The sequence below is a fragment of the Devosia geojensis genome, assembly GCF_000969415.1.
Lineage (GTDB): Bacteria > Pseudomonadota > Alphaproteobacteria > Rhizobiales > Devosiaceae > Devosia > Devosia geojensis.
Map to the genome: position 1 here is coordinate 24113 of NZ_JZEX01000106.1, position 25680 is coordinate 49792.

General features: G+C 66.2%; 26 protein-coding genes, 1 tRNA gene and 2 pseudogenes. 17 read left to right on the forward strand and 12 right to left on the reverse strand.

Features of this window, described 5'->3' with window-relative positions:
- The first annotated feature begins 309 nt into the window (after positions 1-309).
- From VE25_RS10425 to VE25_RS23175, 5 genes and pseudogenes are all read left to right on the forward strand, one after another.
- Positions 310-1395 carry a tyrosine-type recombinase/integrase gene (locus tag VE25_RS10425; RefSeq protein ID WP_052731885.1) on the forward strand — a complete coding sequence of 362 codons (1086 nt, stop codon included), beginning with the start codon at positions 310-312 and terminating at the stop codon, positions 1393-1395.
- Positions 1382-1888 (forward strand): hypothetical protein, encoded by a 507-nt coding sequence (locus VE25_RS22735; RefSeq protein WP_152664583.1) that lies wholly within the window; start codon positions 1382-1384, stop codon positions 1886-1888. The genes VE25_RS10425 and VE25_RS22735 overlap by 14 nt, the downstream gene beginning before the upstream one ends.
- Before the next feature lie 294 nt (positions 1889-2182).
- Positions 2183-2464, forward strand: coding sequence for a helix-turn-helix transcriptional regulator (locus VE25_RS10430; protein ID WP_046108559.1), 282 nt, complete (start codon positions 2183-2185; stop codon positions 2462-2464).
- A gap of 1117 nt (positions 2465-3581) precedes the next feature.
- Positions 3582-4400: pseudogene (locus tag VE25_RS23750) on the forward strand (virulence-associated E family protein); the annotation flags it as partial.
- A gap of 117 nt (positions 4401-4517) precedes the next feature.
- On the forward strand, positions 4518-4748 hold the full coding sequence (locus VE25_RS23175; protein WP_342018961.1) for a hypothetical protein: 231 nt from the start codon (positions 4518-4520) through the stop codon (positions 4746-4748).
- Positions 4749-5228: 480 nt separating this feature from the next.
- Here the strand turns inward: VE25_RS23175 and VE25_RS23355 are convergent.
- Positions 5229-5354, reverse strand: a pseudogene (locus VE25_RS23355) (helix-turn-helix domain-containing protein); the annotation flags it as partial.
- A gap of 99 nt (positions 5355-5453) precedes the next feature.
- On the opposite strand from VE25_RS23355, the gene VE25_RS10445 reads away from it, so the two are divergent.
- Positions 5454-5783: a hypothetical protein gene (locus tag VE25_RS10445; protein WP_046108560.1), complete on the forward strand. Its 330-nt coding sequence runs from the start codon at positions 5454-5456 to the stop codon at positions 5781-5783.
- Between the two features lie 6 nt (positions 5784-5789).
- Here the strand turns inward: VE25_RS10445 and socB are convergent, their stop codons facing one another.
- The 7 genes from socB to hemC form a co-directional block, all read right to left on the reverse strand.
- A complete protein-coding gene (socB, locus tag VE25_RS10450; protein WP_046108561.1) occupies positions 5790-6512 on the reverse strand; it encodes a type VI toxin-antitoxin system SocB family DNA replication inhibitor toxin in 723 nt (240 codons plus the stop codon).
- Positions 6490-7041, reverse strand: a complete 552-nt coding sequence (gene socA, locus VE25_RS10455; RefSeq protein WP_046108562.1) for a type VI toxin-antitoxin system SocA family antitoxin — start codon at positions 7039-7041, stop codon at positions 6490-6492. Before socA ends, socB begins: the two co-directional genes overlap by 23 nt.
- Positions 7042-7072: 31 nt before the next feature.
- Positions 7073-7148, reverse strand: a tRNA-Thr gene (locus tag VE25_RS10460).
- Between the two features lie 173 nt (positions 7149-7321).
- Positions 7322-8719: a heme biosynthesis protein HemY gene (locus VE25_RS10465; protein WP_052731882.1), complete on the reverse strand. Its 1398-nt coding sequence runs from the start codon at positions 8717-8719 to the stop codon at positions 7322-7324.
- Entirely contained in the window at positions 8716-9972 is a 1257-nt protein-coding gene (locus tag VE25_RS10470; RefSeq protein ID WP_046108563.1) for a COG4223 family protein, read from the reverse strand. The genes VE25_RS10465 and VE25_RS10470 overlap by 4 nt, the downstream gene beginning before the upstream one ends.
- 77 nt (positions 9973-10049) lie before the next feature.
- Positions 10050-10793, reverse strand: coding sequence for a uroporphyrinogen-III synthase (locus tag VE25_RS21845; protein ID WP_052731883.1), 744 nt, complete (start codon positions 10791-10793; stop codon positions 10050-10052).
- Positions 10790-11731, reverse strand: a complete 942-nt coding sequence (gene hemC, locus VE25_RS10480; RefSeq protein ID WP_046108564.1) for a hydroxymethylbilane synthase — start codon at positions 11729-11731, stop codon at positions 10790-10792. The genes VE25_RS21845 and hemC overlap by 4 nt, the downstream gene beginning before the upstream one ends.
- 83 nt (positions 11732-11814) lie before the next feature.
- On the opposite strand from hemC, the gene tsaD reads away from it, so the two are divergent.
- The 5 genes from tsaD (at position 11815) to VE25_RS10505 (ending at position 15194) form a co-directional block, all read left to right on the forward strand.
- Complete coding sequence (gene tsaD, locus VE25_RS10485; protein WP_046108585.1) at positions 11815-12870, forward strand: tRNA (adenosine(37)-N6)-threonylcarbamoyltransferase complex transferase subunit TsaD; 1056 nt, start codon at positions 11815-11817, stop codon at positions 12868-12870.
- The gene (locus tag VE25_RS10490) at positions 12860-13846 is read left to right on the forward strand and encodes an NAD(P)H-dependent glycerol-3-phosphate dehydrogenase (protein ID WP_046108565.1); all 987 of its coding nucleotides are present in this window, start codon (positions 12860-12862) and stop codon (positions 13844-13846) included. The genes tsaD and VE25_RS10490 overlap by 11 nt, the downstream gene beginning before the upstream one ends.
- A gap of 4 nt (positions 13847-13850) precedes the next feature.
- Positions 13851-14138 (forward strand): YciI family protein, encoded by a 288-nt coding sequence (locus VE25_RS10495; RefSeq protein ID WP_046108566.1) that lies wholly within the window; start codon positions 13851-13853, stop codon positions 14136-14138.
- A gap of 2 nt (positions 14139-14140) precedes the next feature.
- Entirely contained in the window at positions 14141-14563 is a 423-nt protein-coding gene (locus VE25_RS10500) for an EVE domain-containing protein (RefSeq protein ID WP_046108567.1), read from the forward strand.
- Between the two features lie 226 nt (positions 14564-14789).
- Complete coding sequence (locus tag VE25_RS10505; protein ID WP_046108568.1) at positions 14790-15194, forward strand: DUF1761 domain-containing protein; 405 nt, start codon at positions 14790-14792, stop codon at positions 15192-15194.
- 130 nt (positions 15195-15324) lie between these two features.
- On the opposite strand, the gene VE25_RS10510 is transcribed toward VE25_RS10505, so the two are convergent.
- From VE25_RS10510 to dapF, 4 genes are all read right to left on the reverse strand, one after another.
- Positions 15325-15951, reverse strand: a complete 627-nt coding sequence (locus VE25_RS10510) for a septation protein A (RefSeq protein WP_046108586.1) — start codon at positions 15949-15951, stop codon at positions 15325-15327.
- A gap of 146 nt (positions 15952-16097) precedes the next feature.
- A complete protein-coding gene (gene ftsY, locus VE25_RS10515) occupies positions 16098-17411 on the reverse strand; it encodes a signal recognition particle-docking protein FtsY (protein ID WP_046108569.1) in 1314 nt (437 codons plus the stop codon).
- A 22-nt stretch (positions 17412-17433) separates the two neighbouring features.
- Positions 17434-18699 carry a tRNA (N(6)-L-threonylcarbamoyladenosine(37)-C(2))-methylthiotransferase MtaB gene (mtaB, locus tag VE25_RS10520; protein ID WP_046108570.1) on the reverse strand — a complete coding sequence of 422 codons (1266 nt, stop codon included), beginning with the start codon at positions 18697-18699 and terminating at the stop codon, positions 17434-17436.
- Complete coding sequence (gene dapF, locus VE25_RS10525; protein ID WP_046108587.1) at positions 18699-19550, reverse strand: diaminopimelate epimerase; 852 nt, start codon at positions 19548-19550, stop codon at positions 18699-18701. The genes mtaB and dapF overlap by 1 nt, the downstream gene beginning before the upstream one ends.
- A 281-nt stretch (positions 19551-19831) precedes the next feature.
- On the opposite strand from dapF, the gene VE25_RS10530 reads away from it, so the two are divergent.
- From VE25_RS10530 to trmD, 6 genes are all read left to right on the forward strand, one after another.
- The gene (locus VE25_RS10530) at positions 19832-20785 is read left to right on the forward strand and encodes a hypothetical protein (protein WP_152664584.1); all 954 of its coding nucleotides are present in this window, start codon (positions 19832-19834) and stop codon (positions 20783-20785) included.
- Positions 20782-21999 carry a GNAT family N-acetyltransferase gene (locus tag VE25_RS10535; RefSeq protein ID WP_046108571.1) on the forward strand — a complete coding sequence of 406 codons (1218 nt, stop codon included), beginning with the start codon at positions 20782-20784 and terminating at the stop codon, positions 21997-21999. The genes VE25_RS10530 and VE25_RS10535 overlap by 4 nt, the downstream gene beginning before the upstream one ends.
- A gap of 287 nt (positions 22000-22286) precedes the next feature.
- Entirely contained in the window at positions 22287-23876 is a 1590-nt protein-coding gene (ffh, locus tag VE25_RS10540; protein WP_046108572.1) for a signal recognition particle protein, read from the forward strand.
- 26 nt (positions 23877-23902) lie between these two features.
- Complete coding sequence (gene rpsP / locus VE25_RS10545; RefSeq protein ID WP_046108573.1) at positions 23903-24316, forward strand: 30S ribosomal protein S16; 414 nt, start codon at positions 23903-23905, stop codon at positions 24314-24316.
- Positions 24317-24396: 80 nt separating this feature from the next.
- Positions 24397-24930 carry a ribosome maturation factor RimM gene (gene rimM / locus VE25_RS10550; RefSeq protein ID WP_046108574.1) on the forward strand — a complete coding sequence of 178 codons (534 nt, stop codon included), beginning with the start codon at positions 24397-24399 and terminating at the stop codon, positions 24928-24930.
- Complete coding sequence (gene trmD, locus VE25_RS10555; protein ID WP_046108575.1) at positions 24927-25610, forward strand: tRNA (guanosine(37)-N1)-methyltransferase TrmD; 684 nt, start codon at positions 24927-24929, stop codon at positions 25608-25610. The genes rimM and trmD overlap by 4 nt, the downstream gene beginning before the upstream one ends.
- Positions 25611-25680: the final 70 nt, after the last annotated feature.

A 25680-nucleotide genomic window follows, 5' to 3' on the forward strand; every position in this document is an offset into this window, starting at 1 on the left:
GAGAGCTTCTCTAGCAAATTTCCTTTCGCCAACAGGTCAAACGATTTTTGCCTTGCTGGCTAAACTGAACCTACCGTTGCTCATGTGCGTCTGATCGCGTGTGCGCAGGCGTTGGACGGTGTTACCTTGTGCTGGATCAAACTGGCTGATGTTAGATAAGTATCTGATATTGCTTGTATTTTTAAGACGATTTGGTTAGTTTGAGTTGAGGCCAACAGGAGGTCTCAAATGCCTAGCCTACGTCTTACCCGCCGCACCATTGACGACATTTCGTTCGCTGCCAGCGGCCAAATCCTTTACCGCGATACACTGCTTTCCGGTTTCGGCCTTAGGGTCGGCAGCCGCTCCAAGGTCTACTTTGCCGAAGGGCAGGTGAACCGAGAGACCTGCCGCGTCACTATAGGCCGCGCCGACCTATTTGCGCCGGAGGTGGCACGCAAGAAGGCGCTCGCCTTACTGGGGGAAATGGCCGAGGGCCGGAACCCCAATGAGGAGAAGCGCAAAGAGACGGTGGAGCGCGTCACGCTGGCCGTGGCCTTCGAACGCTTCTTCGAGGCCCGCAATAAGCTGTCACCGCACACCATCACCAATTACGGGCGCACTGCCAAGCTCTACCTTAAGGCATGGCGCAAGAAGCCCATGAACCAGATCACCCGACAAATGGTGCTGGCCAAGCATCAGGAGATTGCCAAGGTGCATGGCGAGGTGACGGCCAACAATGCGATGCGCCATCTGCGCTCGGTCTACAATTTCATTGCTGCTACCCGGGACGACTTCCCGCCCAACCCGGTGCTGATCCTTTCGCAGGCTCGCGCATGGTATCGCGAGCGGCGTCGGCAAACCTTGGTTACCGCGCTGGACTTGCCCATGTGGTGGAAAGCCGTCATGTCCGAACCGGATTATTCCCGCGATTTTCTGCTGACCGCGTTATTCACCGGAATGCGCCGGGGCGAGCTGATGAAGCTGCGCTGGGAAAATGTGGACCTCGCAGCCCGCACGCTGCATCTGCCCACAACGAAAAACGGTGACCCGCTGAACCTGCCCTTGTCAGCATTCCTTGCGGACCTGCTGACGAAGCGCAAAGAACAGGCGGATGGGTCGCCTTGGGTGTTTCCCGGCCCCGGCAAGAATGGCCATTTGGTGGAGACGAAGAAATTCCTGCTGCGCGTAAGCACCGGCTCCGGCGTGAACTTCACGCTGCACGATTTGCGGCGCACCTTTATCACCATCGCTGAAAGCCTCGATGTTCCCTACTATGCGCTCAAGCGGCTCCTGAACCACCGCGCCAACGGCGACGTCACGGGCGGCTATATTGTCGTCAATGCCGAGCGGCTGCGCGGGCCGGTCGAACTGGTCGCAGCACGGATATTGGAGTTGGCCAATGTCAGGCAGTGACTCCACTTACCGGGCGACATTTGGCGATGGAGCAAGCGTGCTGGAACGTGTTTTGCTCGCCATCATCAATGCCCACACGGACGCCGATACCGAGGGGCGTCAATGGGAACGGCTGAACGCCGCGATGTCTGCACTTGTCGGGCCAACGACTGCGAAAGAACGCAACCTGGAAAAGGCGCTACTATTCATCTTGCGCGAAAGACAGAGGGATGTATGCGATGCGGAGATGCATGCGATGTGCCCGGGGAAAAGAGCCTCGCGTGTAGAGACACGCTCCGTGCCCACACTTGCTAGGCTTGCTGCAGTAGAGATTTTAGGCTGCGCAACGCCAGCCGAGAGGGTGCCCGCCGTCCATGCGCTCTGTGCAATGTATCAGGACCGATTTGGATTACATGCTCGGGACTACGATGAGGTTCGCGAAGCTCTCCAATCTGAAGCCGTGCAGCACATCTGCGACGAACTGGCGGAATGGGGTATCGCCACCCGAGAATAGCAATTTCAATGGCCTGATGAGTTTTTGTTTCATCACCGATTGCAGCCATTGAATGCGGACGAACCTTGTGCGATGAATTGCATGCGGATGAATTGACATCCACCGCCCGGAGAAATCTGGTGGCGAGTAACCCCAGGATTAGCGGACGTCGCTGAGGCCTGACGGACCATACTCTCGCGGGAGATGCCTCCCGGCCATGTCAAATAGCTGAGAACTGAGAACGGGACCGATTGCCTACTCCGGCATCGATTTCACCCGTGCGCGCTCAGTCGCGCCAATCAGAAAGCTACTGACATGCAATCGATCAGTCATTATCGCGCCCGGAAGGGCGCGATCTTTTCTTTGGACCAGCAACCGCAACAGCAGATGGAGCGGTTCCTGACGACCGGGCAGGTCGCGACGCTCGCCTGTGTGAGCGAATCTTACTTGGAAAAGGGCCGCATTTACGGATACGGACCGCCCTTCATTCGGCTGCGCCCCGGCTCCAAGAGCGGCGCGGTTCGCTATCGCCTCAGTGCCGTAATGCGCTGGCTTGAAGAGCGGCAATGCAACCCGGAGGAGGCCCGTCATGGCTGACATTCTCCAACCCGATGCACAACAGGCGATTGCTTTCCTGCTGTGGCTGAACCCTCGAGCGCCGCTCTATCTGGAAACACACGAGAGCGCGGGCGGTGCGCGCCCGAAGCCGAAGGACTATCAACCTTATGCCGCTGATGCCGCGCAACGCTTTGTCGCTGTCAACAACGGCGAGGAGTATCGACGCAACGTCTATTTTCTGCCCAACGCCGAACTGATGTCAGGCGGGCGCGCCAAGGCTAACATATCGGCCTCGCGTTTCCTCTGGGTTGACCTTGATTGCAAGGATTATCCCGGCAGCGAGGAGCAACAGCGCGACAAAATCCTGGGTCTGTTGAGCGATGACAAGCTGCGCCCGGCAGGTGTTCCGAAACCAACTGCATTCTGGTTCACGGGGGGTGGTTATCAGGCGATCTGGCGCATGGCAGAGCCTATTCCGGCAGAAGATGCTGAGGCGCACAATCGTGCCTTGCTCGTCGCGTTTCAGGGTGGGGCCGGGCCAATCGACGTCAGCCGACTTCTCAGATTACCCGGAACCGTGAATTGGCTGAGCGACAAGAAGCGTACAGCCGGTCGTGACCCGGCCAAGACGTTTCTGCTGGAACCGATTTCGTTCGGCGCCGACCCGAGGAATTATACGCTTGCCGATTTTAGGTTGCGTCTCGACAAATCCAGTTCGTCCAAAACCGATAGCAAGGCCATTACCAACCTAGACGACATCGAGGTGCTGCCTCTGCCAGATGATCGAGGCGAGGTGATACCTCTCGATCCGGTTTGGTCAGAGGTTATCGTCACGGGCAAGAACCCGCCCGACAAGAGCTACCAGTCTCGGTCGGAACTGGTCTTTGCCGCAACTCTCTGGCTGCTCGGCAAAAATGTCGCGCCCGGCTATATTGTCTCGATCCTGACCAGCCCCGATCTCGGCATCAGCGCCCATGTGCGGCAAAACCCTAATCCGCTGCGCTATGCGCGGCGACAGGTGGCTCGGGCGATGGAAACCATTGACCTACGAGGACGAGGATGGCCGAAGGTCGACCAGTATGGGCGTCCGGCGGCAAATGCGCCCGAGAATGTACGGTTCGCCCTCGCCATGCTCGATGTCGATGCGCGGCGCAATATGTTCACCCACGCCGACGAGGTGAATGGGCTGGGCCTTGAAGGGCGGGACATATCGGATATCTGCGAAATCCTGTGCAGCATCTTTGATCGCAAGCTGGATTTCCGCGCCAGTGTAACCGTCATCCGACGCGAACTGATCACTGTCGCCTATGAGCGTGCTTACCATCCAGTCATCGACTATCTGGACGGTCTGGTATGGGACGGTGTTCCGCGTCTTGACACATGGCTCAGGGACTACTGCGAAGCGGATGACACCGAGCTCAATCGGGAATTCGGCGTGAGGTTCCTGATTGGCGGCGTGAGACGGATCAAACAGCCCGGCGTCAAGTTCGATACCATGCTGGTTCTGGAAGGCCGTCAGGGGGTCGGCAAATCGCGTCTGGCGGCACGACTTGCAGTTCGCGACGAATGGTTCTGCGGCAACCTGAACCTGAATGCAGACGCCAAGACCAAGGCCGAACTTGTGTCCCGCGCGTGGATTGTCGAATGCCAGGAACTCGACGGCGCACGCAAGGCGACCTTAGACGCGATAAAGGCATTCCTCGCCACCCCTATAGACACCTATCGGCCTGCCTATGCGCACACTGCTGGTTCTTTCCCCCGGCATTGCGTGATCATCGGCACGACGAACGAGGACGCCTATCTGCGCGATGCGACGGGAAACCGACGATATTGGCCGGTCAGGGTCGGCAGCATAGACATAGAAGCCTTCGGCCACGATGTGCATCAGCTATGGGCCGAGGCAGTCGTACGGGAGCGGGCTGGAGAGCCGATCATCCTGCCTCGGCATCTATGGCAGGTCGCCGACGAGCTTCAGGCCAGCCGCATGATTGAGGACCCTATAGGCATCGTTCTAGAAGGCGCGTTCGGCGAGCGCACAGGGCGGGTATCTATGGAGAGCGTCAAGCTGCTTCTCGGCTATGAGGCCGGGCGCATGTCGGCCAGCGAGTTTCAACGCATTACCGGCGCAATGACGGCGCTGGGATGGGAATATGGAACCCACAGGCTCCACGATCTTGGTCGAACGGGGCGAAGCGCCCGCAAGGGGTTTGCGCGCGGCAATGCCGACGAGCAGAGGACCGAATGGGTCGCCAAGCGCGTCGAAGGGGGCATCCCCATTCTTCAGGCCGTAAGGGAACATACAGACGAAAGCGGCCCGTTTTGACCGCACTGCGTTACCTGCACCATGTAACCCAACAAGCCGCAAACCATTAACGCTTAGGCAGGGGGACGTTATTCAACTCCCCCTGCCTTTTTGTGTGTTTTGAGCCTTAAGTTACAGGCATAAGTAACGGCATTGCAGCCGTATGGCGGCGGGGTTACCAAGCGCATGCCTCCGAGGCCTACAGACGGCCCTCAGAGCGCCGCTGGCGCGGGTCGAGTGTACCTGGGGGCAAAAGGGCCGCTGCCACATCCGGCGGCCCTCAGATGGCCTCCGACGCCGCTACCCCGCAAACGCCTTCAGCATCTTCGCGGCACGGTCAAGCTGATCGTTGTTCAACCGGGAGAGGGTGCGGTGAATATCGGTTAGAAGCCTTGCCCGTTCTCCGGTGCCCGGCATGGCGTCGGCCCCGAACAGAACGGGCGCGGGAATGTCGAGTGCGGACGCAATCTTTTCTGCCGTCTCAAACAGTGGTGCGGCGACACCCCGCTCGATCTTACCGATTGTCTCGCGCGAAATGCCAGTCTGACCGGAAAGCTGCTCAAGGGTCCAGCCTTTAGCCTTCCGATGATGGCGGACATTCGCGCCGAAAAGTCGTTGAAGCTCCATATGCGCACCTCGTTCAGAACAAAGGCGGCAAAGGGCTGCTCAAATCGAGAAATGAGAACTTTGCATTCTCGCAATTTGAGAACTATAACATCTCATTCAGTGAAGTTGGATGCTGTGGTTCTGGAAATGACGATGGTAGATCTGCTCCCTGCTATTTTGCATTGGCTTTTGTTGATCTTCTTCGGCGGTCAGGCCCTTATCTTCATTGGGCTGGTCCTGTGGACGATCTGGACCGACGCAATCAAACCGCGACTGATCCCCGCCAACGACATCGCTCGCGTGGCTGACGACATTATTGCCCGCTATTCCGACCCGGAACTTGAGGCCTTCGCCCGCCACGAGCGCGCGTGGTACGACAGCGACGGCGCGGAGCAGACCTATTGGTATCGCGTGCGGAAGGCCGTTAGGCGGCGACTGGAAGGGCGTTGAGGCCCGTCAGTCGAACAGCGGCCCGTAACCGCCACCAGCGGCTTTGCTGCGAACCTTGTCCTCGCGCGCCTCGCTGACCTCGCGCCAGATGTCGTAGGTCTCGCGCACCATCTGGTCGAGCTGGTCGAAGCCAAAGAGTTTGATGCCTTCGTCAGTGCTCAGCATCACCGGACGCTGGTCATTAGCAGCATCGCCGAACTGCACGACCCCCAACCGAGCGGCGGCGAAATCGGGATTGGCGACCCGGATATGCTCATGCATCATCGAGAAGACGAAACGCCTTGCGTCGGCCGTCAGCTTCTTGCCGCGCCGGGGATCGATGAAGATCACCAGCGGGGCACCCTCCAGCGCCGTCACCATCGGCAACCAGTATTCCACCTTCTCGCCGACGCTCAGGGGAAGTGGGAAGAAGGCTTGAGAGCGGCTGCGCAAGGCATTTGCGCGCGCAAAGTCGTGCAGACCCTTGGCGACGAGCAGGTTGGCGTTGCACTCGTCGTCGGACGTCGCCTTTGCCCGTATCAGTCGTTCCAGAACCGGCCATGCGGTCGGATCGGCAGCCGCGAACATATCAGGCTGAACATTGAAAATGTCGGCGAACCGGGCGCGTACCGGCTTGTAGGTGATCGTCGGATGCCCGAGCTTGAAATGCTCAAGGGCGCGGCGCTTCTGGTCGATTGGGAGCGTTGCGACACGGGCAAGATCGATCTCAGGTAAGCGGCGTATCTTCATCCGGTTCTCCCGCGACCGGAGCCGCGCCAACGGAAACCTTGTGGAACTTGAATCGGTTAACGATGACATCATCGGGGATTCGCAACCCCAGCGCAACCGATGTTCTTCCTTTGTCCGCAATGTAATCCCAAGGCGCTCCCTTGGCGTGGGAGATGTCCACCAGCCGCCCCGGCGATAGCTGCCCGTAGGACGACATGATACGCGCCAGATGACGCCGAATGGCCGGGTCCTCGGGAAGGTCCAGCGCATGGCGCTCGCCGGTCATCACGTTCTGCCCGGTGGCGCGGAAGTCGATAGGAGAACTGCCAGCCGTCTTGAAAGCCGAGTAGGCGGCAGGATGCACCGGCCCGTATTGCCATGCCTCGAAATAGCCGCTGACCAGAGGTCGCTTGGCTTCGATCAGGAAGATGGAGTGGGCGAAGTAGAGGAGTTTTTGCAGTGCGAGGTTGGTGACCTTGATCCCCGACCGGTCAGCCTCGTCCAGCATGAGGTTGGCGACGGCTCTCGGATCGTATGGACCACCGGTCATCTGCGCACTTTGACTTCCTCAAGCTGGGAAGTGGTGCCGCTTGCGTGACTCGAACACGCGACCCCATCATTACGAATGATGTGCTCTACCAACTGAGCTAAAGCGGCTTAACCCTTCACACACGGCCATACTATGGCCCTACTAACTTTCACTGACCAGCCCTAACCCGCTGGCTTCGAACCTCATTCTCTAGCGGACCCGCTAATTACGAATGACGTGCTCTACCAACTGAGCTACTGCGGCGAACGGCAGGCCACGAGCGCAACTGCCGTGGCGCCTTTTACTCAGCCTTCTGTCCGGGTGCAAGGGGCAAGGTGGCGGCGGGTTCGCCGAGGGCCGGAGGGGAGGCGGATTCGTCGGCCGGCTGCGGGCGAGCGGGCGCGACGGGGGCGGGCACCGAGCTTACCGGCACCTTCCATTCGAAGGCGTCGAGCCTGCCGGTGACGGGCGAGACCGGCTCCCATTCGTCGCTGACGATGCCGTCGGCGGTCCACACCGGATCGCGCGGGGCGCGGACGGCCCGGGCGAGCCATTCGCGCGCCTTGCCCTGGTCGCCCGTCTCGCCCTCCTCGATCTCGGCCATGAGGCTGGCAACGCCTTCCGTCGGCTCGGCGACATAGGAGGCGAGCGCGTCGCGCGCCGTCGCCCAGTCGAAGGCGTCGATGGCGGCGCGGGCGACGACCATGGCGGCGGCGCGGTTGGCCGGCGGCATGTCGATGAGCTCGCGTACGCGCTTCAGGCGCTCGGCGGCGGAGGCGCCCGACTGGGCATTGGCATAGAGGGTCGCCGCGTGCGGATGTCCGGTGGCGCGCCAGATGCGGCGTAAGAGGCTCATGGCCTTGCGCGTCTCGCCGCGGTTGGAATGGATGCGCGCGGCAATGAGCGCGGCGGGCACGAAATCGGGCAGGAGCTTCAATGCCGTCAGCGCATGGTCGAGGGCCGAGAGCGGGTCCTTCTCCTCGGTTTCGCGGGCGCGGGCGGTTTCGATCACCGCCTGCTTGCGGCGTTTGGCGGCGCGCTCGGCGCGGCTCCTCGCCGGCTGGTCGTTGACCATGGCCACGGCCTGCGCCCAGGCGCCGCGCCGGGCAAGATCGGCGAACACCGCCTCGCTCGCCCAGCCGGCCCCGCCCGGCTCGAGCGTAATGGCCTTGCGCGCGAAGGTCAGCGCCACGTCCGGCCGGTTCTGCACGCGCGCCTGCTCGTAGAGACCGGCGAGGGCGGCCATCGCCGTCTTCTCGTTGGAGATCAGCGCCCGGTAGTGCTCGCGCGCCGCCCCCATGTCGCCGACCGCGAGCTCGGCCCGCGCCTCAAGCAGGCGCGCGGCCGGATTGTCGTTGAGGCGCGAGCGTGCGTCGCGGGCGAGGGCGCGGGCTCGGGACGGGTCGCCCGCCTCGAGCGCGACCACGGCGTCCGAGAGCGCCTCGATGCCGGCCTCCCGCCGCCGCTCGCGCGCCCGGCGGGCAAGGACACGGGGGGTATCGAGGAGGCGGCGGATCAGCGCCCAAACCAGGATGACGACGACGAGGGCGGCGATCAGCAGGAAGACCGTGGTGCCGATCTCGGGTTGCATGCGCCAGCCGGCGACCTCGATCGTCAGCGTGCCCGAAAGCGAGGCGATCCAGGCGATGAGGGCGGTGATGGCGAGGCTGGCGATGATCCAGGAGGCGAGACGAATCACGAAGCGCTCTCCCCGGCGAGCGTCAGGGCGTCGCGGCGCACCGTCTCGAGGAGACGCGCCGCGTCCGCGCGCACCGCCACCATCTGCGGAACCTCGCCGGCGGCGTCGCGCATGGGCGCGGGGAGCGTGCCGAAGAGCTCGTCGGCGGCCGCGTAGTCGCCGCGCGCGATGGCCGCCTCCAGCCGGCCCGCAAGCGCTTCGGGGCTGTCGCCCTCGACATCGCCGACGGGGCGTAGCGCCAGGCGCGCGCGCAGCCAGTCGAGGGTCGCTTCCTGCCAGTCGGCGTCGGGGTCGGCCGGCCGGTCGGCGAGCATGGCCGGCAGCACGGCCGCGAAGGCGCGCTCGATGGCCTCGCGGCGGGGCAGGCCGGTGCCGGCCGCATCGATCAGGGTCTGCGGCACTTCCATCTCGGGATCGGAGCGGCGCAGGGCGTCGAGCTCGGCCGAGAACGATCGTCCCTGCGCAAAGGCGGTCTCCAGCGCCGAAAGCACCAGCGGCAGGCGCACGGCCGCGCCGATGTCGCGCGGCTGCGCGGCGACGGTCGCCTGCGTTGCCGCGAGGCTCTCGCCCATGCCGTTCAGTTGCGCCTCCTGCTCGCCGATACGGGTTTCGAGCGCCGACAACTGCGTGGCGAGCGTATCGAGGGAGCCGCGCAGGGCCGCTGCCGCCTCGCCGCCGCCGTCCCCATCCGGCGCTGCCGGAAGCGTGTCGAGGCGGTCGGTGAGGGTCGCGATCTGCGCCTCGACGGCGGAAAGGTCGGGGACCGGGGCGGGAGCGGCGGCGGTCGCGACCGGCGCCGGCTCGGCGGTTTCGAGGGCGGCGATGCGGGTGTCGAGCCCATCCATGCCGGCAGCGGTTTCGGCGATGGCCGTCTGCAGGTCGGGCACGCCCGTCACCACCTGGCGCATCTGCGGCAGCAGCTGGGAGAGCTCGGCGACGCGCGGGTCGGCCGGAGCGGGCCAGAGCCCGGCCCAGGCAAGGGCATAGGCTGCGGCAAGGCCGAGCACGCCGCCCCCGACGATGCCGAGGGCAAGGCTGCCGCCATTGACCTCGCCGGCCGGCCGCGGCGGGGGGAGCGGAGACGTGGTCTTCATCGATTCGGTCGCGGCGGGCTTGCCGGATGCGGGCGGCTCTGCGGAACGCGCCGTCGCGCCGGCGGCCCCGGCCGCGCCCGAGCCTTCGGGCTTTGCGCCTTCGCGGGCGCTGAGATCGATCACGGGGGGCTTGACCGGTCCGCCCTTGTTCTCGGTCATCAATTCACCTCTCTAAAGCCTTGGCGCCCAATGCGCTGCACTCGTTTCGGCTCGAGACGCCATCCGCCGGCCGGGCATCATGCCCCGTTTTGCTCGCGGGCAAAAGCCAGGGCCAGGGTCATCATGGCGCTGTCCTCGGGCCGGTCGGCCAGGCTGATGCGCGTGCAGTGGGCCGCGATCAGCGGCGCGGCGACGTTTTCGGAAAGGCACAGCATCTCGATCCCCTCGCGCATCCGCCGCGTCAATCGGTCGCCGAGACAGTTGAGGAACGTCTGCGCCGTGCGATGAGAATAGAAGAGGACGGCGCAGAACTCCCCGGCTTCGAGGTCGGCGACCACCGGCTCGGGCAGGTGCCGGGCGGCGACCATGTCGTAGACCTCGATGGTTTCGACCGTCACGCCATGGTCGGCGACGGAGCGCGCAAGATCGCCCGAGCGATGCCGGCCGGCCGGGTGGAACACCGGGCCCGTTATGCCCGCCCGGGCGATGAGCTCGGCGAGGTCGGCCAGCGTTCCACCGGCGGCAAAGACCTTGGGAAACCCGAGCGCTTCGGCCTCGAACGCGGTGCGCCCGCCCACCGCATAGACCGGCAGGTGGCGATAGGCTCCCGCCGCGCCGCGGTCGGCCAGCGCGCGCAGGCCGTTGGCGCTGGTCAGCGCGAGAGCCGCGAAGCGCTCGGGCGGCGGCAGGGGCGTGTCGAGGGGCTGGCGCTCGAGGAGCGGCGCGGCATCCGAGTCGATGTCGAGCGCGCGCAGCCGCAGGACGGTCATCTGCGCGTCGGGCTCGGGCCGCGTCACCAGCATGCGCACCGGCCGGGTCATGGGGCGCTCCAGCGGGCGAGGAAATCGGGGCCGGCAGCATCGAGGAGCCTGCGGGCGAGCTCGGCGCCGAGCCGCTCGCCGTCGCCGGCCGATCCCGAGACCGCATCGACGAATTGTTCCTTGCCATCGAGGCTCAGAATCTCGCCCTTGAGGGTCAGCGTGCCGCCGTCGAAGACGGAGAGCGCGCCGACCGGCGTGCGGCAGGAGCCATCGAGGATGGCGAGCATGGCGCGCTCGGCGGTCACCGCCTGCCAGGTCGGCAGGTGGTTGAGCGGGGCGACGAGCCCGGCCGCACGCTCGTCTCCGCTGCGCACCGCGAGCGCGATGGCGCCCTGGGCCGGGGCGGGCATGAAGGTCTGCGCATCGAGGATGGCGGTGGCGCGATGGTCCTCGCCGAGGCGCTTGAGGCCGGCGAGCGCGAGGAGCGTCGCATCGGCGACGCCGTCGGCGAGCTTTTTGAGGCGCGTCTCGACATTGCCGCGGAAGGGCACGATCCGCAGGTCCGGGCGTAGGCGCAGGACCTGGGCGGCGCGGCGGATGGAGGAGGTGCCGAAGCGCGCGCCTTCGGGCAGGTAGTCGATGCCGCGCACGGAGAGCGAGATGAAGGCGTCGCGCACGTCCTCGCGCTCGAGGAACGCGCCGATCGCCATGCCGTCCGGCGGGGTGGTCGCCATGTCCTTGGCCGAGTGCACGCCGATATCGACCTCGCCTGCGAGCAGCGCCTCGTCGATCTCCTTGGTGAAGAGCCCCTTGCCGCCGACCTCGCTCAGCGGCCGATCCTTGAGGCGGTCGGCGGTCGACACGAACGTGACGATCTCGATCGCCTCGGGGTCGAGATCATGGGCCCTCGCCAGCAGGTCACGGGTCGCCTCGGCCTGCGCCAGCGCCAGCGGCGAGCCGCGGGTTCCAAGGCGGACGAAGGGAGCGGGCGATTGCATCGGCGGCGTATCCTGGTGTAGGCGAAAGCTTAACGCCCTTTGGAGTTAGACCAGTCGCCGTGAGCGGGCAAGCGCAAGCCGTCATCCTCGGCATCGAAACGAGCTGCGACGAAACCGCCGCGGCCGTTGTCGCGCGCGACGCTTCGGGCAGGGGCGCGATCCTTTCCAACGTCGTGCGCTCCCAGCTCGACGAGCACGCCGCCTTCGGCGGAGTGGTGCCCGAACTCGCCGCGCGCGCCCATGTGACCTTTCTCGATCACATTGTCGCGCAGGCCTGCCGCGAGGCGGGCGTCACGCTTGCACAGATCGATGCGGTCGCCGCGACCGCCGGCCCCGGCCTCGTCGGCGGCGTGCTGGTGGGGCTAACGACCGCCAAGGCCATCGCCGCGGCGACGGAGAAGCCCCTCATCGCCGTCAACCATCTCGAGGCGCACGCGCTGACCGCGCGGCTGAACGATGGCGTCGCCTTCCCCTATCTCATGCTCCTCGTTTCGGGCGGGCACAGCCAGTTCGTCCTGGTGCGCGGGGTGGGCGACTACGAACGCTGGGGCACGACCATCGACGATGCGCTGGGCGAAGCCTTCGACAAGACCGCCAAGCTTTTGTCGCTGGGTCATCCGGGCGGGCCGGCGGTCGAAGCGGCTGCCGCCGGGGGCGACCCGAAGCGCTTCCGCTTCCCCAAACCGCTCCTCAAGGAGGAGCGGCTCGATTTTTCCTTCTCCGGCCTCAAGACGGCCGTGCGGCTGCAAGCCGAGGCGCTGGCGCCGCTGTCCGGGCAGGATGTCGCCGATATCGCGGCGAGCTTCCAGGCGACGGTTGCCGATATCGTCGCGACCCGCGCCGGACAGGCGCTCGCGCGGTTCGCGCGCGAGCTGCCGGTGGCGGCGCCGACCCTCGTCGTCGCCGGGGGCGTTGCCGCCAACCACAGCATCGGCGCGGCGCTGCGGCAGGTGGCGCAAGAGGCCGGCGCGCGCCTCGTCGTGCCGCCGCCGGCGCTCTGCACCGACAATGGCGCGATGGTCGCCTGGGCCGGGGCCGAACGGCTGGCGCTCGGCGTCACCGACGATCTTGCCGCTGTTGCGCGCCCCCGCTGGCCGCTCGACGGACCCGAGATGAAGGTCAACTCCCATGCGGCTTGAGACGGTCAGCGTCGTCGGCGCCGGGGCCTGGGGCAGCGCGCTCGCCCAGGCCGCCGCCAAGGCCGGACGGCGGGTGACGCTGATCGCGCGCGATCAAGCGGTCGTCGCCGAGGTCAACGCGCGGCACACCAACAGCCGCCACCTCGGGGGCTTGCCGCTGGAGCCGGGCATCGCAGCCGAGCCGCTGTTCGTGCCCGCCGACATCGTCATCCTTGCCGTGCCGGCGCAGGCGACGCGCCAGGCGCTCTCGGCGATCGACCCGGAATTCCTCGCCAACCGGCCGGTGGTGCTGACCGCCAAGGGGCTGGAGACCGGCACGCTCGAGCGGCAGAGCGAGATCCTTGCCGCCATGGCGCCGGACGCCGTGCCCTACGTCCTCTCCGGCCCGAGCTTTGCCGCCGACGTTGCGGCCGGGCGGCCGACCGCGGTGACGCTTGCCGGCGACAGGGCCAGCGAAACCTCGGCGCTCGCCGCCGCGCTCGCCGGCCCCAGCCTTCGTCCCTACGCCGCCGACGACCGCATCGGCGTCGAGGTCGCCGGGGCCCTGAAGAACGTCTATGCGCTCGCCTGCGGGGCGGTCGAGGGCGCCGGGCTCGGCCTTTCCGCCCGCTCGGCGCTGATGGCGCGGGCCTATGCGGAAATGGCGCGGATCGTCACCGCCATGGGCGGCTCGGCAACGACGCTCACCGGCCTTGCCGGCCTCGGGGACCTGACGCTCTCGTGCACCTCGCCGCAGTCGCGCAACTATACCTTCGGCCTCGCGCTCGGGCGCGGCGAGCGCACCGACGCCATCATTGCCGGCGGAGCCGGGCTCGCCGAGGGCGTGGCGACGGCCCCCGTCGCCGGGCAGCTTGCCGGCAAGCTCGAGGTCGAGGCGCCGCTCATCGATGCCGTCAACCGGTTGCTGGCCGGCACCGCCTCGATTACCGATATCGTCGTCGGGCTGATGGCCCGCCCCTTGAAGAGAGAAAGCTGACACCATGCTCTATGCCCTCATCGCCGAAGACACCGACGATCCGCAAAAGCGGCTGGATGCCCGTCAGGATCACCTCAAGCACCTCGAAAGCCTCGGCGACCGGCTGGTCTTCGGCGGCCCCTTCCTCGACGAGAGCGGCACCATGGTCGGCAGCCTCATGGTCATCGAAGCCGAAGACCAGCAGCAGGCCGAGGCGTTCTACGCGCAGGACCCGTTCATGCAGCGCGGGGTCTTTGCGTCCTACACCATCCGGCCGTGGAGGCTGACCATCAACAAGGCCGCGGGGCGTTGAAAATGGCTTACTGGCTGTTCAAATCCGAGCCCGACGTCTTCTCCTGGGACGATCTTGTCGCCAAGGGCGCGCCCGAGGAGTGGCACGGGGTACGCGCGTTCGCGGCGCGCAACAACATGCGGGCCATGAAGATCGGTGACCTCGGCTTCTACTACCACTCCAATATCGGCAAGGAGATCGTCGGCATCTGCAAGGTCGTCGCCGAGGCGCATCCGGATTCGACCGCCGAATTGAAGAACGGCAAGGTCGTCTGGGAGTGCGTCGACGTCGAGGCGGTCGAGCCGTTCAAGCGCCCGGTGACGCTCGAGGAGATCAAGCGCACCGAGGAGCTTGCGGACATGGCGCTGGTCAAACAGTCCCGCCTCTCGGTGCAGCCGGTGACCGAGGCGGAATGGAAGATCGTCTGCAGGATGGGCGGGCTCTAGGCTTTGGTGCCACGCCCTTGTGGTTCGAGGTGCCTGCGGCCCACCTCACCATGAGGGCTACTGGCAGTTTGCTGCGCTCCCCAAGTAGCCTCATCCTGAGGTGCCCGCGCAGCGGGCCTCGATGGGCGAGGGCGTGGCACGGTCGGTGCTAGGCAACGCCCCCGAACGAACCTAGTCTCTCCGCAGGCGCATGAGGGATGCGCTCGAACAAAAGGGGAGAAGAAGCATGTCGCATTTTGCCGTCAACTGGCTCGCGGTGATCCTGGCGACCGTCGCCAGCATGGCGCTCGGGTTCGTGTGGTACATGGCGCTTTCCAGGCAATGGATGGCCGCCAGCGGGCGCACGCCCGAGGACGTCCAGGGCGGGGACGTCACGCCCTTCATCTGGTCGGCGATCGTCCAGCTCGTCATCGCCTATTTCCTGGCGCTGCTGACGCCGGTGCTGATGGGCGCGACCGATGTCGGCAACGGGCTGCTGGTCGCTGCCCACATGTGGTTCGGTTTCGTCCTGACCTCGATGATCATGAACCACCGCTATCAGGGCAAGCCCTGGTCGCTGACCGCCATCGACGGCGGCTACCTGCTGGTGGCCATGCTGCTGCAGGGCGTGGTGATCGGGCTGTTCGGGTAGGCACGAAGCGCTCCCCTCCCCCTTGAGGGGAGGGGCTGGGGGGAGGCTTCGGTGGCTGCCTGAACCACCCCACCCTCATTCCCTCCCTCGAGGGGAGGGAGGCGAAGAGTCGCCCGCTCCGTTGTTGAAACTATCCCTCCGCCGCCACCGGCTCGGCCTCGGGGGCCGGCGCATATTTGCTCAAAAGGGGCAGCTGCAGCAGCGAGAAGACGATGGTCAGCGGCATGATGCCCCAGACCTTGAACGCGACCCAGAGGTCGGTGGAGAAGCTGCGCCAGATGATCTCGTTCAGGGCGGCCAGGATGAAGAAGAAGAGGCCCCAGCGCAGCGTCAAAAGGAACCAGCCCCTGGGCTGGAGCTTGTAGACGTCGCCGAAGACGTAGCGCAGCAGCGATTGGCCGAAGGCGAGGCCGACGAGCAGCGTTCCGCCGAACAGCACGTTGGTGATGGTCGGCTTCATCTTGATGAACATGTCGTCCTGCAGCCAGAGCGTCAGCCCGCCGAAGACCAGCACCACGGCGCCCGTCACCAGCGGCATGACCGCGACTTTCTTGAGGATCAGCCAGGAGAGGGCGAGCGAGATCACCATCGCGCCCATGAACCAGGCGGTGGCCACGAATATGTCGGCGCGCGCGTTGGCGACGAAAAAGACGATGAGCGGTCCGAGCTCCAGCACCAGCTTGGTCAGCTGCGGGCGCAGCTCCTCCCAGCTCTCTTGGCGCTCGGCCGCGTCGGTCTTGTCGCTGTTCTGGCTCATCGATCCCGTGGGGTTCATCCTGGAAAGTTCCTTGACTATGGGCAGTCGCGACCCGCGCTGCAAGCGGCCGGGTTGTCACGGGCGGTGGATTATCCCTGAAAGCTGATGCAATTACGGCCGGTCCCCCGCCCGACGCCGAGAGGCGATCACGTTTGCGCGCGCCCGGCGATGGCCCTGGCGAAGTCGCGGGCGGCGAACGGCTCGAGATCCTCGACGCGCTCGCCGACACCGATGAAATGCACCGGCAGGCCGAATTTCCTGGCGATGGCGACGAGGATGCCGCCGCGCGCCGTGCCGTCGAGCTTGGTCATGACAAGCCCGGTGACGCCCGCGCGCCGCCCGAAGATCTCGACCTGGTTCAGCGCATTCTGCCCGGTGGTGGCATCGAGCGTCAGCAGCACCGCGTGCGGCGCGGTCTCGTCGAGCTTCTTGATGACGCGCACGATCTTTTCCAGTTCGCTCATCAGCTCGTCGCGGTTCTGCAGGCGTCCGGCCGTGTCGATGACGAGCACGTCCTTGCCCTCGGCCCTGGCGCGCTCCACGGCCTCATAGGCAAGGCCCGAAGCGTCGGCGCCGGCCGGCTTGGCGACGACCGGCGCGCCGGTGCGCTCGCCCCAGACCTGCAGCTGCTCGATGGCAGCCGCGCGAAAAGTGTCGCCGGCTGCCAGCAGCACCGATCTGCCTTCCGAGGTCAGCTTCTGCGTCAGCTTGCCGATGGTCGTCGTCTTGCCCGAGCCGTTGACGCCGACCATCAGGATGACAAACGGCTTTTTGCCCGCGTCGATCTCGAGCGGTCGCGCCACGGGCTCGAGCACCTTCTCGACCTCGGCGGCGAGAACCTCGCGCACCTCGTCGCCGGTCACGTCGCGGTCGAACCGGTCGCGGCGCAGCGCCTCGGTGATGGCCATGGCGGTGTCGATGCCGAGGTCGGCCTGGATCAGCACGTCCTCGAGCTCGTCGAGCATGGCCGCGTCGAGCTTTTTCCTCGTGAAGATGCCGCCGATGGAATCGGCGAGCTGGTCGGAGGAGCGCTTGAGGCCCGAGGCGAGCCGGGAAAACCACCCCTGGCGCCGCGGCGGCTCGGCGTCCGGCACCGGCGTTTCGGGCACGCTCTCCGGCTCCTCGGCAAGATCGTCCTCGACATCGATCACATAATCCGGCGTCGTTTCGGGCGGACCGGGCGGGAGCGGGATTTCCTGCGGCTGCTCCGGGGCCGGAACGGGCTCGCCGGGAATGGTCGGCGGTTCAGGCCGCGGCGGCGGTTCGTCGGGCGGCGGGGGAATGTCCGGCTTCTGCGGCTCGAGCGGCGTTTCGGGCTGCGGCGGCGGAACCGGGGTGGGGATAGGTTCGGGCGTCGGCGTCGGCGTCGGGGCAGGCGCGGGAGCGGGTTCCGGTCGCGGTTGCTGCTGCTCGGGAATACCGAACAGGCGCTGGAAAAATCCCGGCTTCTTCTCGCTCATTGCTTCGCCTTAAACCCGTTTCTCACGCCGCGTCGCGGATCGCTTCGCCGGTGAGCCCTTCGGTGGTCGCGCCGGCGATGGTCACCGCCACGATCTGGCCGGGGCTCGTACCGGGAACCTCGACGGGCACGAATTGTTCCGTGCGGCCGAGGCCCTCTCGCTCGACGAGCACGTTCTCGACCTGCCCGATGCGGCTCATGCAGAGCTTTTCGAACTGCGCCGCGCCGGCCGCTCGCAGCCGCGCCGCCCGCTCGCGGGCGACGGCCTTGGCCACCTGCGGCATGCGCGCTGCGGGCGTGCCCTGCCGCGGCGAGAACGGGAAAACGTGGAGGTGGGTGAGGTCCGCTTGCGCGACGATGGCAAGCGTGTTCTCGAACATCTCGTCGGTTTCGGTCGGAAACCCGGCAATGATGTCGGCACCGAAGACCATATCGGGGCGCAGGGCGCGCAGCTTGCCGACGATGGCGAGCGCATCGGCGCGGCTATGGCGGCGCTTCATGCGCTTTAAAATCATGTCGTCGCCCGACTGCAGCGAGAGATGCAGGTGCGGCATCAGCCGCCTCTCGGAGGTAATCGCCTCATAGAGAGCCGGGTCCGCCTCGATGGAATCGATCGAGGAGATGCGCAGCCGCGGCAGGTCCGGCACGTGCTTCAATATCGCCTGGGTGAGCTTGCCGAGCGTCGGCTGGCCGGGCAAATCCGCGCCATAGGAGGTGGTGTCGACCCCGGTCAGCACGACTTCGCGGTAGCCGTTGCCGACGAGGCGCCTGACCTGCTCGACGACGGCGCCCATCGGCACCGAGCGCGAGGGGCCGCGGCCATAGGGGATGATGCAGAAGGTGCAGCGGTGGTCGCATCCGTTCTGCACCTGGACGAACGCGCGCGCCCGCCCGTCCATGCCTTCGATGAGATGCCCGGCGGTCTCGCGCACGCTCATGATGTCGTTGACCTGCACCTTGTCGTTGAGGCGCACGCCGAAGACGACGGGCTGATAGCTTTCCGCCTTCATCTTGTCGGCGTTGCCGATGACGAGGTCGACCTCGTCCATGTCGCCGAAGGTGCGCGCTTCCGTCTGGGCGGCGCAGCCGGTGACGATGATGCGGGCGCTGGGATTCTCGCGCCGGGCCTTGCGCACGGCTTGCTTGGCCTGCCGCACGGCCTCGGCGGTCACCGCGCAGGTGTTGACGATGATGGCGTCGGTGAGGCCGGCCTTCTCGGCCTCACCCTTCATCACCTGCGCTTCATAGGCGTTGAGGCGGCACCCGAAGGTGATGGTCTCGATGGCCATCAGGCGACCTCCCGATCGCGCGACCAGGCGCCGGTCGCGGGGTCCATCGTGCCGGCGAATTCGAGCTCGGCCGGGCCCGTCATCATCACGTGGTCGTCGTCGCGCCAGTCGATCTTCAGATCCCCGCCCGGCAGCGTCACAGTTACCTGCCGGCCGGTGCGACCGGTGCGCGCGCCGCTGACCGCCGCCGCGCATGCCGCCGTGCCGCAGGCGAGCGTCAGCCCCGCGCCGCGCTCCCAGGTGCGCAGGTCGATCGTCTCGCGCGAGGTCACCCGCGCGACCGAGATGTTGGCCCGCTCGGGAAAGATCGGATGGTTCTCGAGCAGCGGTCCGAAGCGCTCGAGTTCGTAGCCCCAGACGTCATCCTCGACCCAGAAGATGGCGTGCGGATTGCCCATGGAGGCGACCGAGGGCGAGTGGAGGACGGGCGCGTCGATCGGCCCGATCTGCAGCTCGATGGCGCGGGTATCGGCGAATTCCTCGGAGAGCGGAATATCCTTCCAGCCGAAGCGGGGCTTGCCCATGTCGACGGTCACGAGCCCGTCGGGGTGCTCGTCGGCGGTGAGGATCCCGGCAACCGTCTCGAAGACGAAGTGCTTTTGCCCGCTTTCGGCCGCCAGCATCTGCGTGACGCAACGCATGCCGTTGCCGCAGGCCTGCGCCAGCGAGCCGTCGGCGTTGAGGATCTCGATATAGTTGGCGGTGCCGGGGGTGCGCGCGTCATGGATCGCCATCACCTGGTCGAAATGGGTCCCCGGATCGGCGGCGAGCGCGACGGCGGCGGAGGCCGAAACGCGATCGGCGCGGCCGCGCATGTCGGCAACGATGATCTCGTTGCCGAGCCCGTTCATCTTGAGAAACGGCACGCCGCTCACGTCGCTTCCGGCTCCTGCCCGAAAAGAAGAATTGGCCCTATATGGCGGAAAGCTCGCGCGATTGCCAGTGTCGCGGGCGCGCCGGAGGCCGGTCCGGCCTTTGAATCAACTTCGAGGCACCCTTCGAAAAGCCAGTCTGATCAACAGGTTGAAGTCCTTAACCAGCTTTTCAGAGTGCATGCCTGCGCCAGGGTCAGGAGCGCTATGTTGATCCGAGAGGTCATACTTGCCCCCATTTGGACCCTAAGCAAATGAACATGAACCTGATTACCGACCAGATCATTACCGACTGGCAGCCCCATTACGAGCGGCTGTTCGGCAAATTCTCGCTGGAGCTGTCGCACCGGCTCGCCGCCTCGCCGCTGTTTTCCGACGATGCGCTCGCCGCCCTCATCGAGAAGAGCCCGCGCGACGCCTACCACGTCAACTATTCGCAAAAGACCCCCGGCAATCCGCCCAAGCGCCGCGAGGGCGAGATCAAAGGGCTTTCCGGGCGCGAGGTGCTCGACGTCGTCAAGTCCGGCAACATCTGGATCAACATCGTCAAGCCCGCCGCGGTCGATCCGGCCTATGGCGCCCTGCTCGACGAGGTCTATGGCGAGTTCGAGGAGCGCGTTCCGGGCTTCAAGTCCTACAAGCGCAACCTGACGCTGCTCATCTCCTCGCCCAACGTCTCGGTCAAATACCATTCGGACGTGCCCGGCCAGAGCCTCTGGCAGGTGCGGGGCACCAAGACGCTCTATGTCTACCCCAACTCGGCCCCGTTCATCTCGCAGCCCGCGCTCGAAAAGCTGATCCTCGGCCAGCTGCGCGAGACCGACATGCCTTACGAAGCCTGGTTCGACGACTATGCCGAAGTGCACGTGCTCGATGCCGGCAAGATGATCCACTGGCCGCTCAACGGTCCGCACCGCGTGGTCAACGGCGACATGCTCAACGTCTCCTTCACCACCGAGCACTGGACCAACGAGCTGCGCCGCCACTACGCGGTCAACTACGCCAACGGCATCCTGCGCTCGAAGGCCGGGCTTTCGCACCTCAGCCAGCAGGTCACGGGCCTTTCCTATTATTCGAAGTTGGCGCTCGCCGGCCTCGTCAAGTTCACCCCGCTCAATCCGCAGAGACAGAAAGTCTATACGGTCGATTTCCGCGTCGATCCCGCCGCCCCGGAGGGGGTGAGCGACATCGAAAGCTATCAGTTCGCCAAATGAGCGGCGAGGCCGCTCCGCTCGGCGGGTTTTCCGGGCCGGTATTCTCCATGGGTTCGTCTGGCAGTCGGGATACGCAGGCGCTCGCCCCCGGGGTGAGCGTGGTGCGCACCCGCGAGGCGTTCGATGCGCTGGCGCCTGCCTGGCAGGCGCTGGAACGCCAGGCGCCGGGCGCCGTCTTCTTCCAGAGCATGGCCTGGTGCCGGGCCGTGTTCGACCATGAGGCGGCGCGCGGCAACAGCCGGTTCGAGCCGGTCATCGCCGTCCTTTCCGAGGGCGAGACGGTCAAGGCCGTGCTGCCGCTCGAACGCGTCAAGACGCTGATGCGCAAGGTGCTGGTGCCGTTCGGCCATGCGTTCGCGCAGTATTCCGACTTTCTCGTCGCGCCGGGCCTCGATCCGACGGCGGCGCTGGCGGTGCTCGTCGCCGCCGCCACTGCCGCCGCGCCCTCCGACATGCTGAGCTTTCTGAAGGTGCGCAAGGGCAGCGCGCTGGCGCAGGGTATGCCGGCCGACAATCTCGTCACCGGCACGCCGCAGGGCGCGCCCTATGTCGCGCTCGACTCCTTTCCCGACTATCCGGCCTATTTCCAGACCATCAAATCCAAGACGCGCAAGAACATGCGCAACGCCCGCAACCGGCTGGAGCGCGAGGCCCCCCTGGTTCACCGCGTCGCCGAGGACCGCGAGGACATTCTCGGCGTCATCGAGCGCACCTATGCCGGCCGCGCCGAACGCCTCAAGGACCAGGGCCTGACCTCGCGCGCCTTTTCCGACGATGGCTTCCACGAGTTCTGCCGGCACCTTCCGGACGCTCCGGACGTCGATATCCTCGCGACGTCCCTCCTTCACAAAGGCGAGCCCGTCGCCGAGCAGTGGGGGTTCGTCCACAACCGGCGCTACTATGCGTTCGTTGCCGCCCGCGACTTCGGCAACAGCGACGAGAGCCCCGGCAAGCTGCACCTCGGCGAAGTCATCCGCGCCTGCTCGGACCGGGGGCTCAAGGGCGCCGATCTCCTCGTGCCGGTGATGCCCTACAAGCTCACCTGGGCAACCGACGTGGTCGAGGTCACCGACCATGCCCTGCCGCTCACCTGGCGCGGCCGGCTCCTCACCCGCTTCTGGGACCAGGGCCTGCGCCCGCGTCTGAAGCGGGCGGTGATGGCGAGCCCCAAGGGCCTGCGCTCGGTCATCATGCGCGCGCTCGGGCGAGGGTGAGGGCGGGGGCGGCTGACGGATTGTTGACTCCGGCGCCCCATCGCGCCTATAAGCCGCCCGTTCTGTGCCCATTGCGATGAGCCGAGCCACTGGCTTTCCCGGGAGGAAAGCGGTCACCATCCGTCAGCGCGTTGCGCCCGCGGGTGCGTTTTGGCTTTGCGCATGGACTTGAGGACCCTATATCCGCCGGGGCAGGCGGAGAGCTCATGGACGAGCGAAGCGAGGACCCCGCGGGACGTTTCCCGCGCCCGCGGAGGGCCTGCGGCCCGTGAGCGAAAGGAAGTTTGATGTTCGAGAGCTTAAGCGACCGGCTCGGTAAAATCTTCGATGGCCTCAAGGGCCGCGGCGCCCTCTCCGAGGGCGACGTCGATATGGCCTTGCGCGAAGTGCGCCGGGCGCTGATCGAAGCCGACGTGTCGCTCGAGGTCGTGCGCGCTTTCGTCGAACAGGTGCGCGAGCGTGCCGTCGGACAGGAAGTCACCCGTTCGGTGACGCCGGGCCAGCAGGTCGTCAAGATCGTCCATGACGAGCTGGTCTCGGTCCTGGGCGAAGACGCGGTGCCGGTCAGCCTCAATGCGCCCTCACCCGTGCCGATCCTGATGGTTGGCCTGCAGGGCGCGGGCAAGACCACCGTCTCGGCCAAGATCGCCAAGCGCTTGAAGGACCGGCAGGGCAAGAAGGTCCTGCTCGCCTCCCTCGATACGCGCCGTCCGGCGGCCATGGAGCAGCTCGCCATCCTCGGCCGGCAGGTCGGCGTCGACAACCTGCCGATCGTTCCGGGCGAAAGCGCCACCGACATCGCCAAACGCGCCATCCGCGAGGCCCGCCTCGGCGGCTTCGACGTCGTCATCCTCGATACGGCCGGCCGCACCCATATCGACGAAGAGCTGATGGCCGAGACGGCGCAGATCAAGGCGCTCGCCAATCCGCACGAAGTGCTGCTCGTCGCCGATGCGCTGACCGGCCAGGACGCGGTCAACCTCGCCCGCTCGTTCGACCAGCGCGTCGACGTCACCGGCATCGTCCTCACCCGCGTCGACGGCGACGGGCGCGGCGGCGCGGCGCTTTCCATGCGCGCGGCGACGGGCAAGCCGATCAAGCTGATCGGCACCGGCGAGAAGATGGATGCGCTCGAGGATTTCCATCCCGGCCGCATCGCCGACCGGATCCTGGGCATGGGCGACATCGTCTCGCTCGTCGAGAAGGCGCGCGAGCACGTCACCGCCGAAGACGCCGAGCGGATGGCCAAGAAGCTCAAGAAAGGCGTCTTCGACCTCGAGGACCTGCGCAGCCAGCTTCAGCAGATGAAGAAGATGGGCGGCATGGGGGGCCTCATGGGCCTGATGCCTGGTGCGGGTCAGCTCAAGAAAGCCATGGCCGGGACCAATATCGACGAGAAGGTCTTCGACCGGCAGATCGCCATCATCAACTCGATGACGAAGAAAGAGCGGGCCAATCCGGACCTTCTCAACGCCTCGCGCCGCAAGCGCATCGCCGCCGGTTCCGGCACGGAAGTCTCCGACATCAACAAGCTCATGAAGCAGCACCGCCAGATGGCGGACATGATGAAGAAGGTGTCGAAAGGCGGCCCCGGCGCGCTCGCCGGCATGTTCGGCGGCAAGATGGGCGGGATGGGCGGCATGCCCGACCTCTCGAAGATGGACCCCAAGCAGCTCGAGGCCATGGCCCGACAGGCGGGCATCGATCCGAAGCAACTCCAGCAGATGGCCGGCGGCGCGCCCGCTGCCCCTCAGCTCTCCGAAAAGCTGCCGAGCGATGTCGGCAGCCTCCTCAAATCCGCGCCCGGCGGCTTGCCGGGCCTCGGTGGATCCCCCCGCTTCCCTGGCCTTCCCGGCCTCGGCGGCAAGAAGAAATAACCAAAGCACAACTCAAGGAAGACCCAATGTCCCTCAAGCTCCGTCTCGCCCGCGCCGGCACCAAGAAGCGCCCGTTCTACCACATCGTCGTCGCCGACGCCCGTTCGCCGCGCGATGGCCGCTTCATCGAGAAGCTCGGCACCTATAATCCGCTGCTGGCCAAGGACAACGAAGGCCGCATCGTGCTCAACGCCGAGCGCGCCCAGCACTGGCTCTCGGTCGGCGCCCAGGCGACGGACCGCGTCGAGCGTTTCCTCGACGCCGCGGGCCTCCTGAAGCGCGAAGCCAAGAACAACCCGAACAAGGCCAAGCCGGGCGCCAAGGCGACCGAACGCGCCGAGGAACGCGCCGCCAAGGCCGCCGAGCTCGAAGCCGCCAAGAACGCCCCCAAGGAAGAGCCCGCCGCTGAGACCCCGGCCGAGGAAGCGACCGCCGAATAAGGCGCGTCTTTCGACAGCTTGCCAGGGGCCTCGATACCGGAGTATCGGGGCCCCTGTCGTCTCAAGGGCTGAGGCACCCGATGGCTAAAGACAACCGCATCCTTATCGGCAAGATCGGCGCCGCCCATGGGGTCAAGGGGCAGGTGCGCATCACGCCCTTTACCCAATACGCCGAGGACATCGCCGCCTATGGGCCGCTCGGGACCGACAGGCCTGGGCTCTCGGTGACGATCACCGATCTTCGCGTGCAAAAGAACGTGGTCATCGCGCGCCTCAAGAGCATCGCCGACCGGACCACGGCCGAAAAGCTCAACGGCGTCTCGCTCTATGTCGACCGCGACGTGCTGCCCGAACCCGAGGAGGAGGACGAGTTCTACCATGCCGACCTCATCGGGCTCGACGCGCGGCGCGAGGACGGGACGGTCATCGGCAAGGTCTCGGCGCTGCCCAATTTCGGGGCGGGGGACCTCATCGAGGTGCGCGATCCGCTCTCGGGCGACACCTATCTCTATCCCTTCACCCGGGCGGTGGTGCCCGACATCAATCTCGACGACGGGTACGTCACCATCATCGTGCCGCTCGATGCCGAGATCGGCGAGGAAGAACCCGATTGAGCTTTAGAGCCGACGTCATCACGCTCTTTCCCGAGCTCTTCCCGGGGCCGCTCGGCGCCTCGGTCATCGGGCGCGGGCTTGCCGACGGCCTTTGGTCCTTGCAGGCTACGCATCTGCGCGAGTTTGCAACCGACAGGCACCGCACCGTCGACGATACGCCTTCGGGCGGCGGCGCGGGCATGGTCTTGAAGCCCGATATCCTCGCCAGCGCCATCGACGCCGTCTCACCGGCGGATGACCCGCGCCCGCGTCTCCTGATGTCGCCGCGCGGCGTGCCGCTGACGCAGGCGCGGGTGCGCGAGCTTGCCGCCGGCCCCGGCGCCGTTATCGTCTGCGGCCGCTTCGAGGGCGTCGACCAGCGCGTCATGGAGGCGCGCGGGCTCGAGGAGGTTTCGATCGGCGACTATGTGCTCGCCGGCGGCGAGGTCGCCGCCATGGTGCTCCTGGAGGCGGTGGTGCGGCTCATCCCGGGCGTCCTCGGCGCCGCCGAGAGCCATGCCGAGGAGAGCTTCGAGAACGGGCTGCTCGAATACCCGCAATACACCCGCCCGCAGGTGTTCGAAGGCCGCGAGATCCCGGCGGTGCTGACCTCGGGCGATCATGGCAGGATCGAGAAATGGCGGCGCGAGCAGGCGGAAAGCCTCACCCGCGCGCGCCGTCCGGATTTGCTGAAGGAGTAGGTTGAGGACCATCGGCTATCGCCCCCTCCCCCTTGAGGGGAGGGCCGGGGTGGGGGTGGGTCGGTGAGCC

What these genes read in the sequence shown, in the direction of transcription:
- VE25_RS22735 (WP_152664583.1), top strand. Translation starts at nt 1,382, where the DNA reads ATGTCAGGCAGTGACTCCACTTACCGGGCGACATTTGGCGATGGAGCA.
- VE25_RS10430 (WP_046108559.1), top strand. Translation starts at nt 2,183, where the DNA reads ATGCAATCGATCAGTCATTATCGCGCCCGGAAGGGCGCGATCTTTTCT.
- VE25_RS23175 (WP_342018961.1), top strand. Translation starts at nt 4,518, where the DNA reads ATGTCGGCCAGCGAGTTTCAACGCATTACCGGCGCAATGACGGCGCTG.
- socB (WP_046108561.1), bottom strand. Translation starts at nt 6,512, where the DNA reads ATGAAGATACGCCGCTTACCTGAGATCGATCTTGCCCGTGTCGCAACG.
- socA (WP_046108562.1), bottom strand. Translation starts at nt 7,041, where the DNA reads ATGACCGGTGGTCCATACGATCCGAGAGCCGTCGCCAACCTCATGCTG.
- VE25_RS10470 (WP_046108563.1), bottom strand. Translation starts at nt 9,972, where the DNA reads ATGACCGAGAACAAGGGCGGACCGGTCAAGCCCCCCGTGATCGATCTC.
- VE25_RS21845 (WP_052731883.1), bottom strand. Translation starts at nt 10,793, where the DNA reads ATGACCCGGCCGGTGCGCATGCTGGTGACGCGGCCCGAGCCCGACGCG.
- hemC (WP_046108564.1), bottom strand. Translation starts at nt 11,731, where the DNA reads ATGCAATCGCCCGCTCCCTTCGTCCGCCTTGGAACCCGCGGCTCGCCG.
- VE25_RS10490 (WP_046108565.1), top strand. Translation starts at nt 12,860, where the DNA reads ATGCGGCTTGAGACGGTCAGCGTCGTCGGCGCCGGGGCCTGGGGCAGC.
- VE25_RS10495 (WP_046108566.1), top strand. Translation starts at nt 13,851, where the DNA reads ATGCTCTATGCCCTCATCGCCGAAGACACCGACGATCCGCAAAAGCGG.
- VE25_RS10500 (WP_046108567.1), top strand. Translation starts at nt 14,141, where the DNA reads ATGGCTTACTGGCTGTTCAAATCCGAGCCCGACGTCTTCTCCTGGGAC.
- VE25_RS10505 (WP_046108568.1), top strand. Translation starts at nt 14,790, where the DNA reads ATGTCGCATTTTGCCGTCAACTGGCTCGCGGTGATCCTGGCGACCGTC.
- VE25_RS10510 (WP_046108586.1), bottom strand. Translation starts at nt 15,951, where the DNA reads ATGAGCCAGAACAGCGACAAGACCGACGCGGCCGAGCGCCAAGAGAGC.
- ftsY (WP_046108569.1), bottom strand. Translation starts at nt 17,411, where the DNA reads ATGAGCGAGAAGAAGCCGGGATTTTTCCAGCGCCTGTTCGGTATTCCC.
- mtaB (WP_046108570.1), bottom strand. Translation starts at nt 18,699, where the DNA reads ATGGCCATCGAGACCATCACCTTCGGGTGCCGCCTCAACGCCTATGAA.
- dapF (WP_046108587.1), bottom strand. Translation starts at nt 19,550, where the DNA reads ATGAACGGGCTCGGCAACGAGATCATCGTTGCCGACATGCGCGGCCGC.
- VE25_RS10530 (WP_152664584.1), top strand. Translation starts at nt 19,832, where the DNA reads ATGAACCTGATTACCGACCAGATCATTACCGACTGGCAGCCCCATTAC.
- VE25_RS10535 (WP_046108571.1), top strand. Translation starts at nt 20,782, where the DNA reads ATGAGCGGCGAGGCCGCTCCGCTCGGCGGGTTTTCCGGGCCGGTATTC.
- ffh (WP_046108572.1), top strand. Translation starts at nt 22,287, where the DNA reads ATGTTCGAGAGCTTAAGCGACCGGCTCGGTAAAATCTTCGATGGCCTC.
- rpsP (WP_046108573.1), top strand. Translation starts at nt 23,903, where the DNA reads ATGTCCCTCAAGCTCCGTCTCGCCCGCGCCGGCACCAAGAAGCGCCCG.
- rimM (WP_046108574.1), top strand. Translation starts at nt 24,397, where the DNA reads ATGGCTAAAGACAACCGCATCCTTATCGGCAAGATCGGCGCCGCCCAT.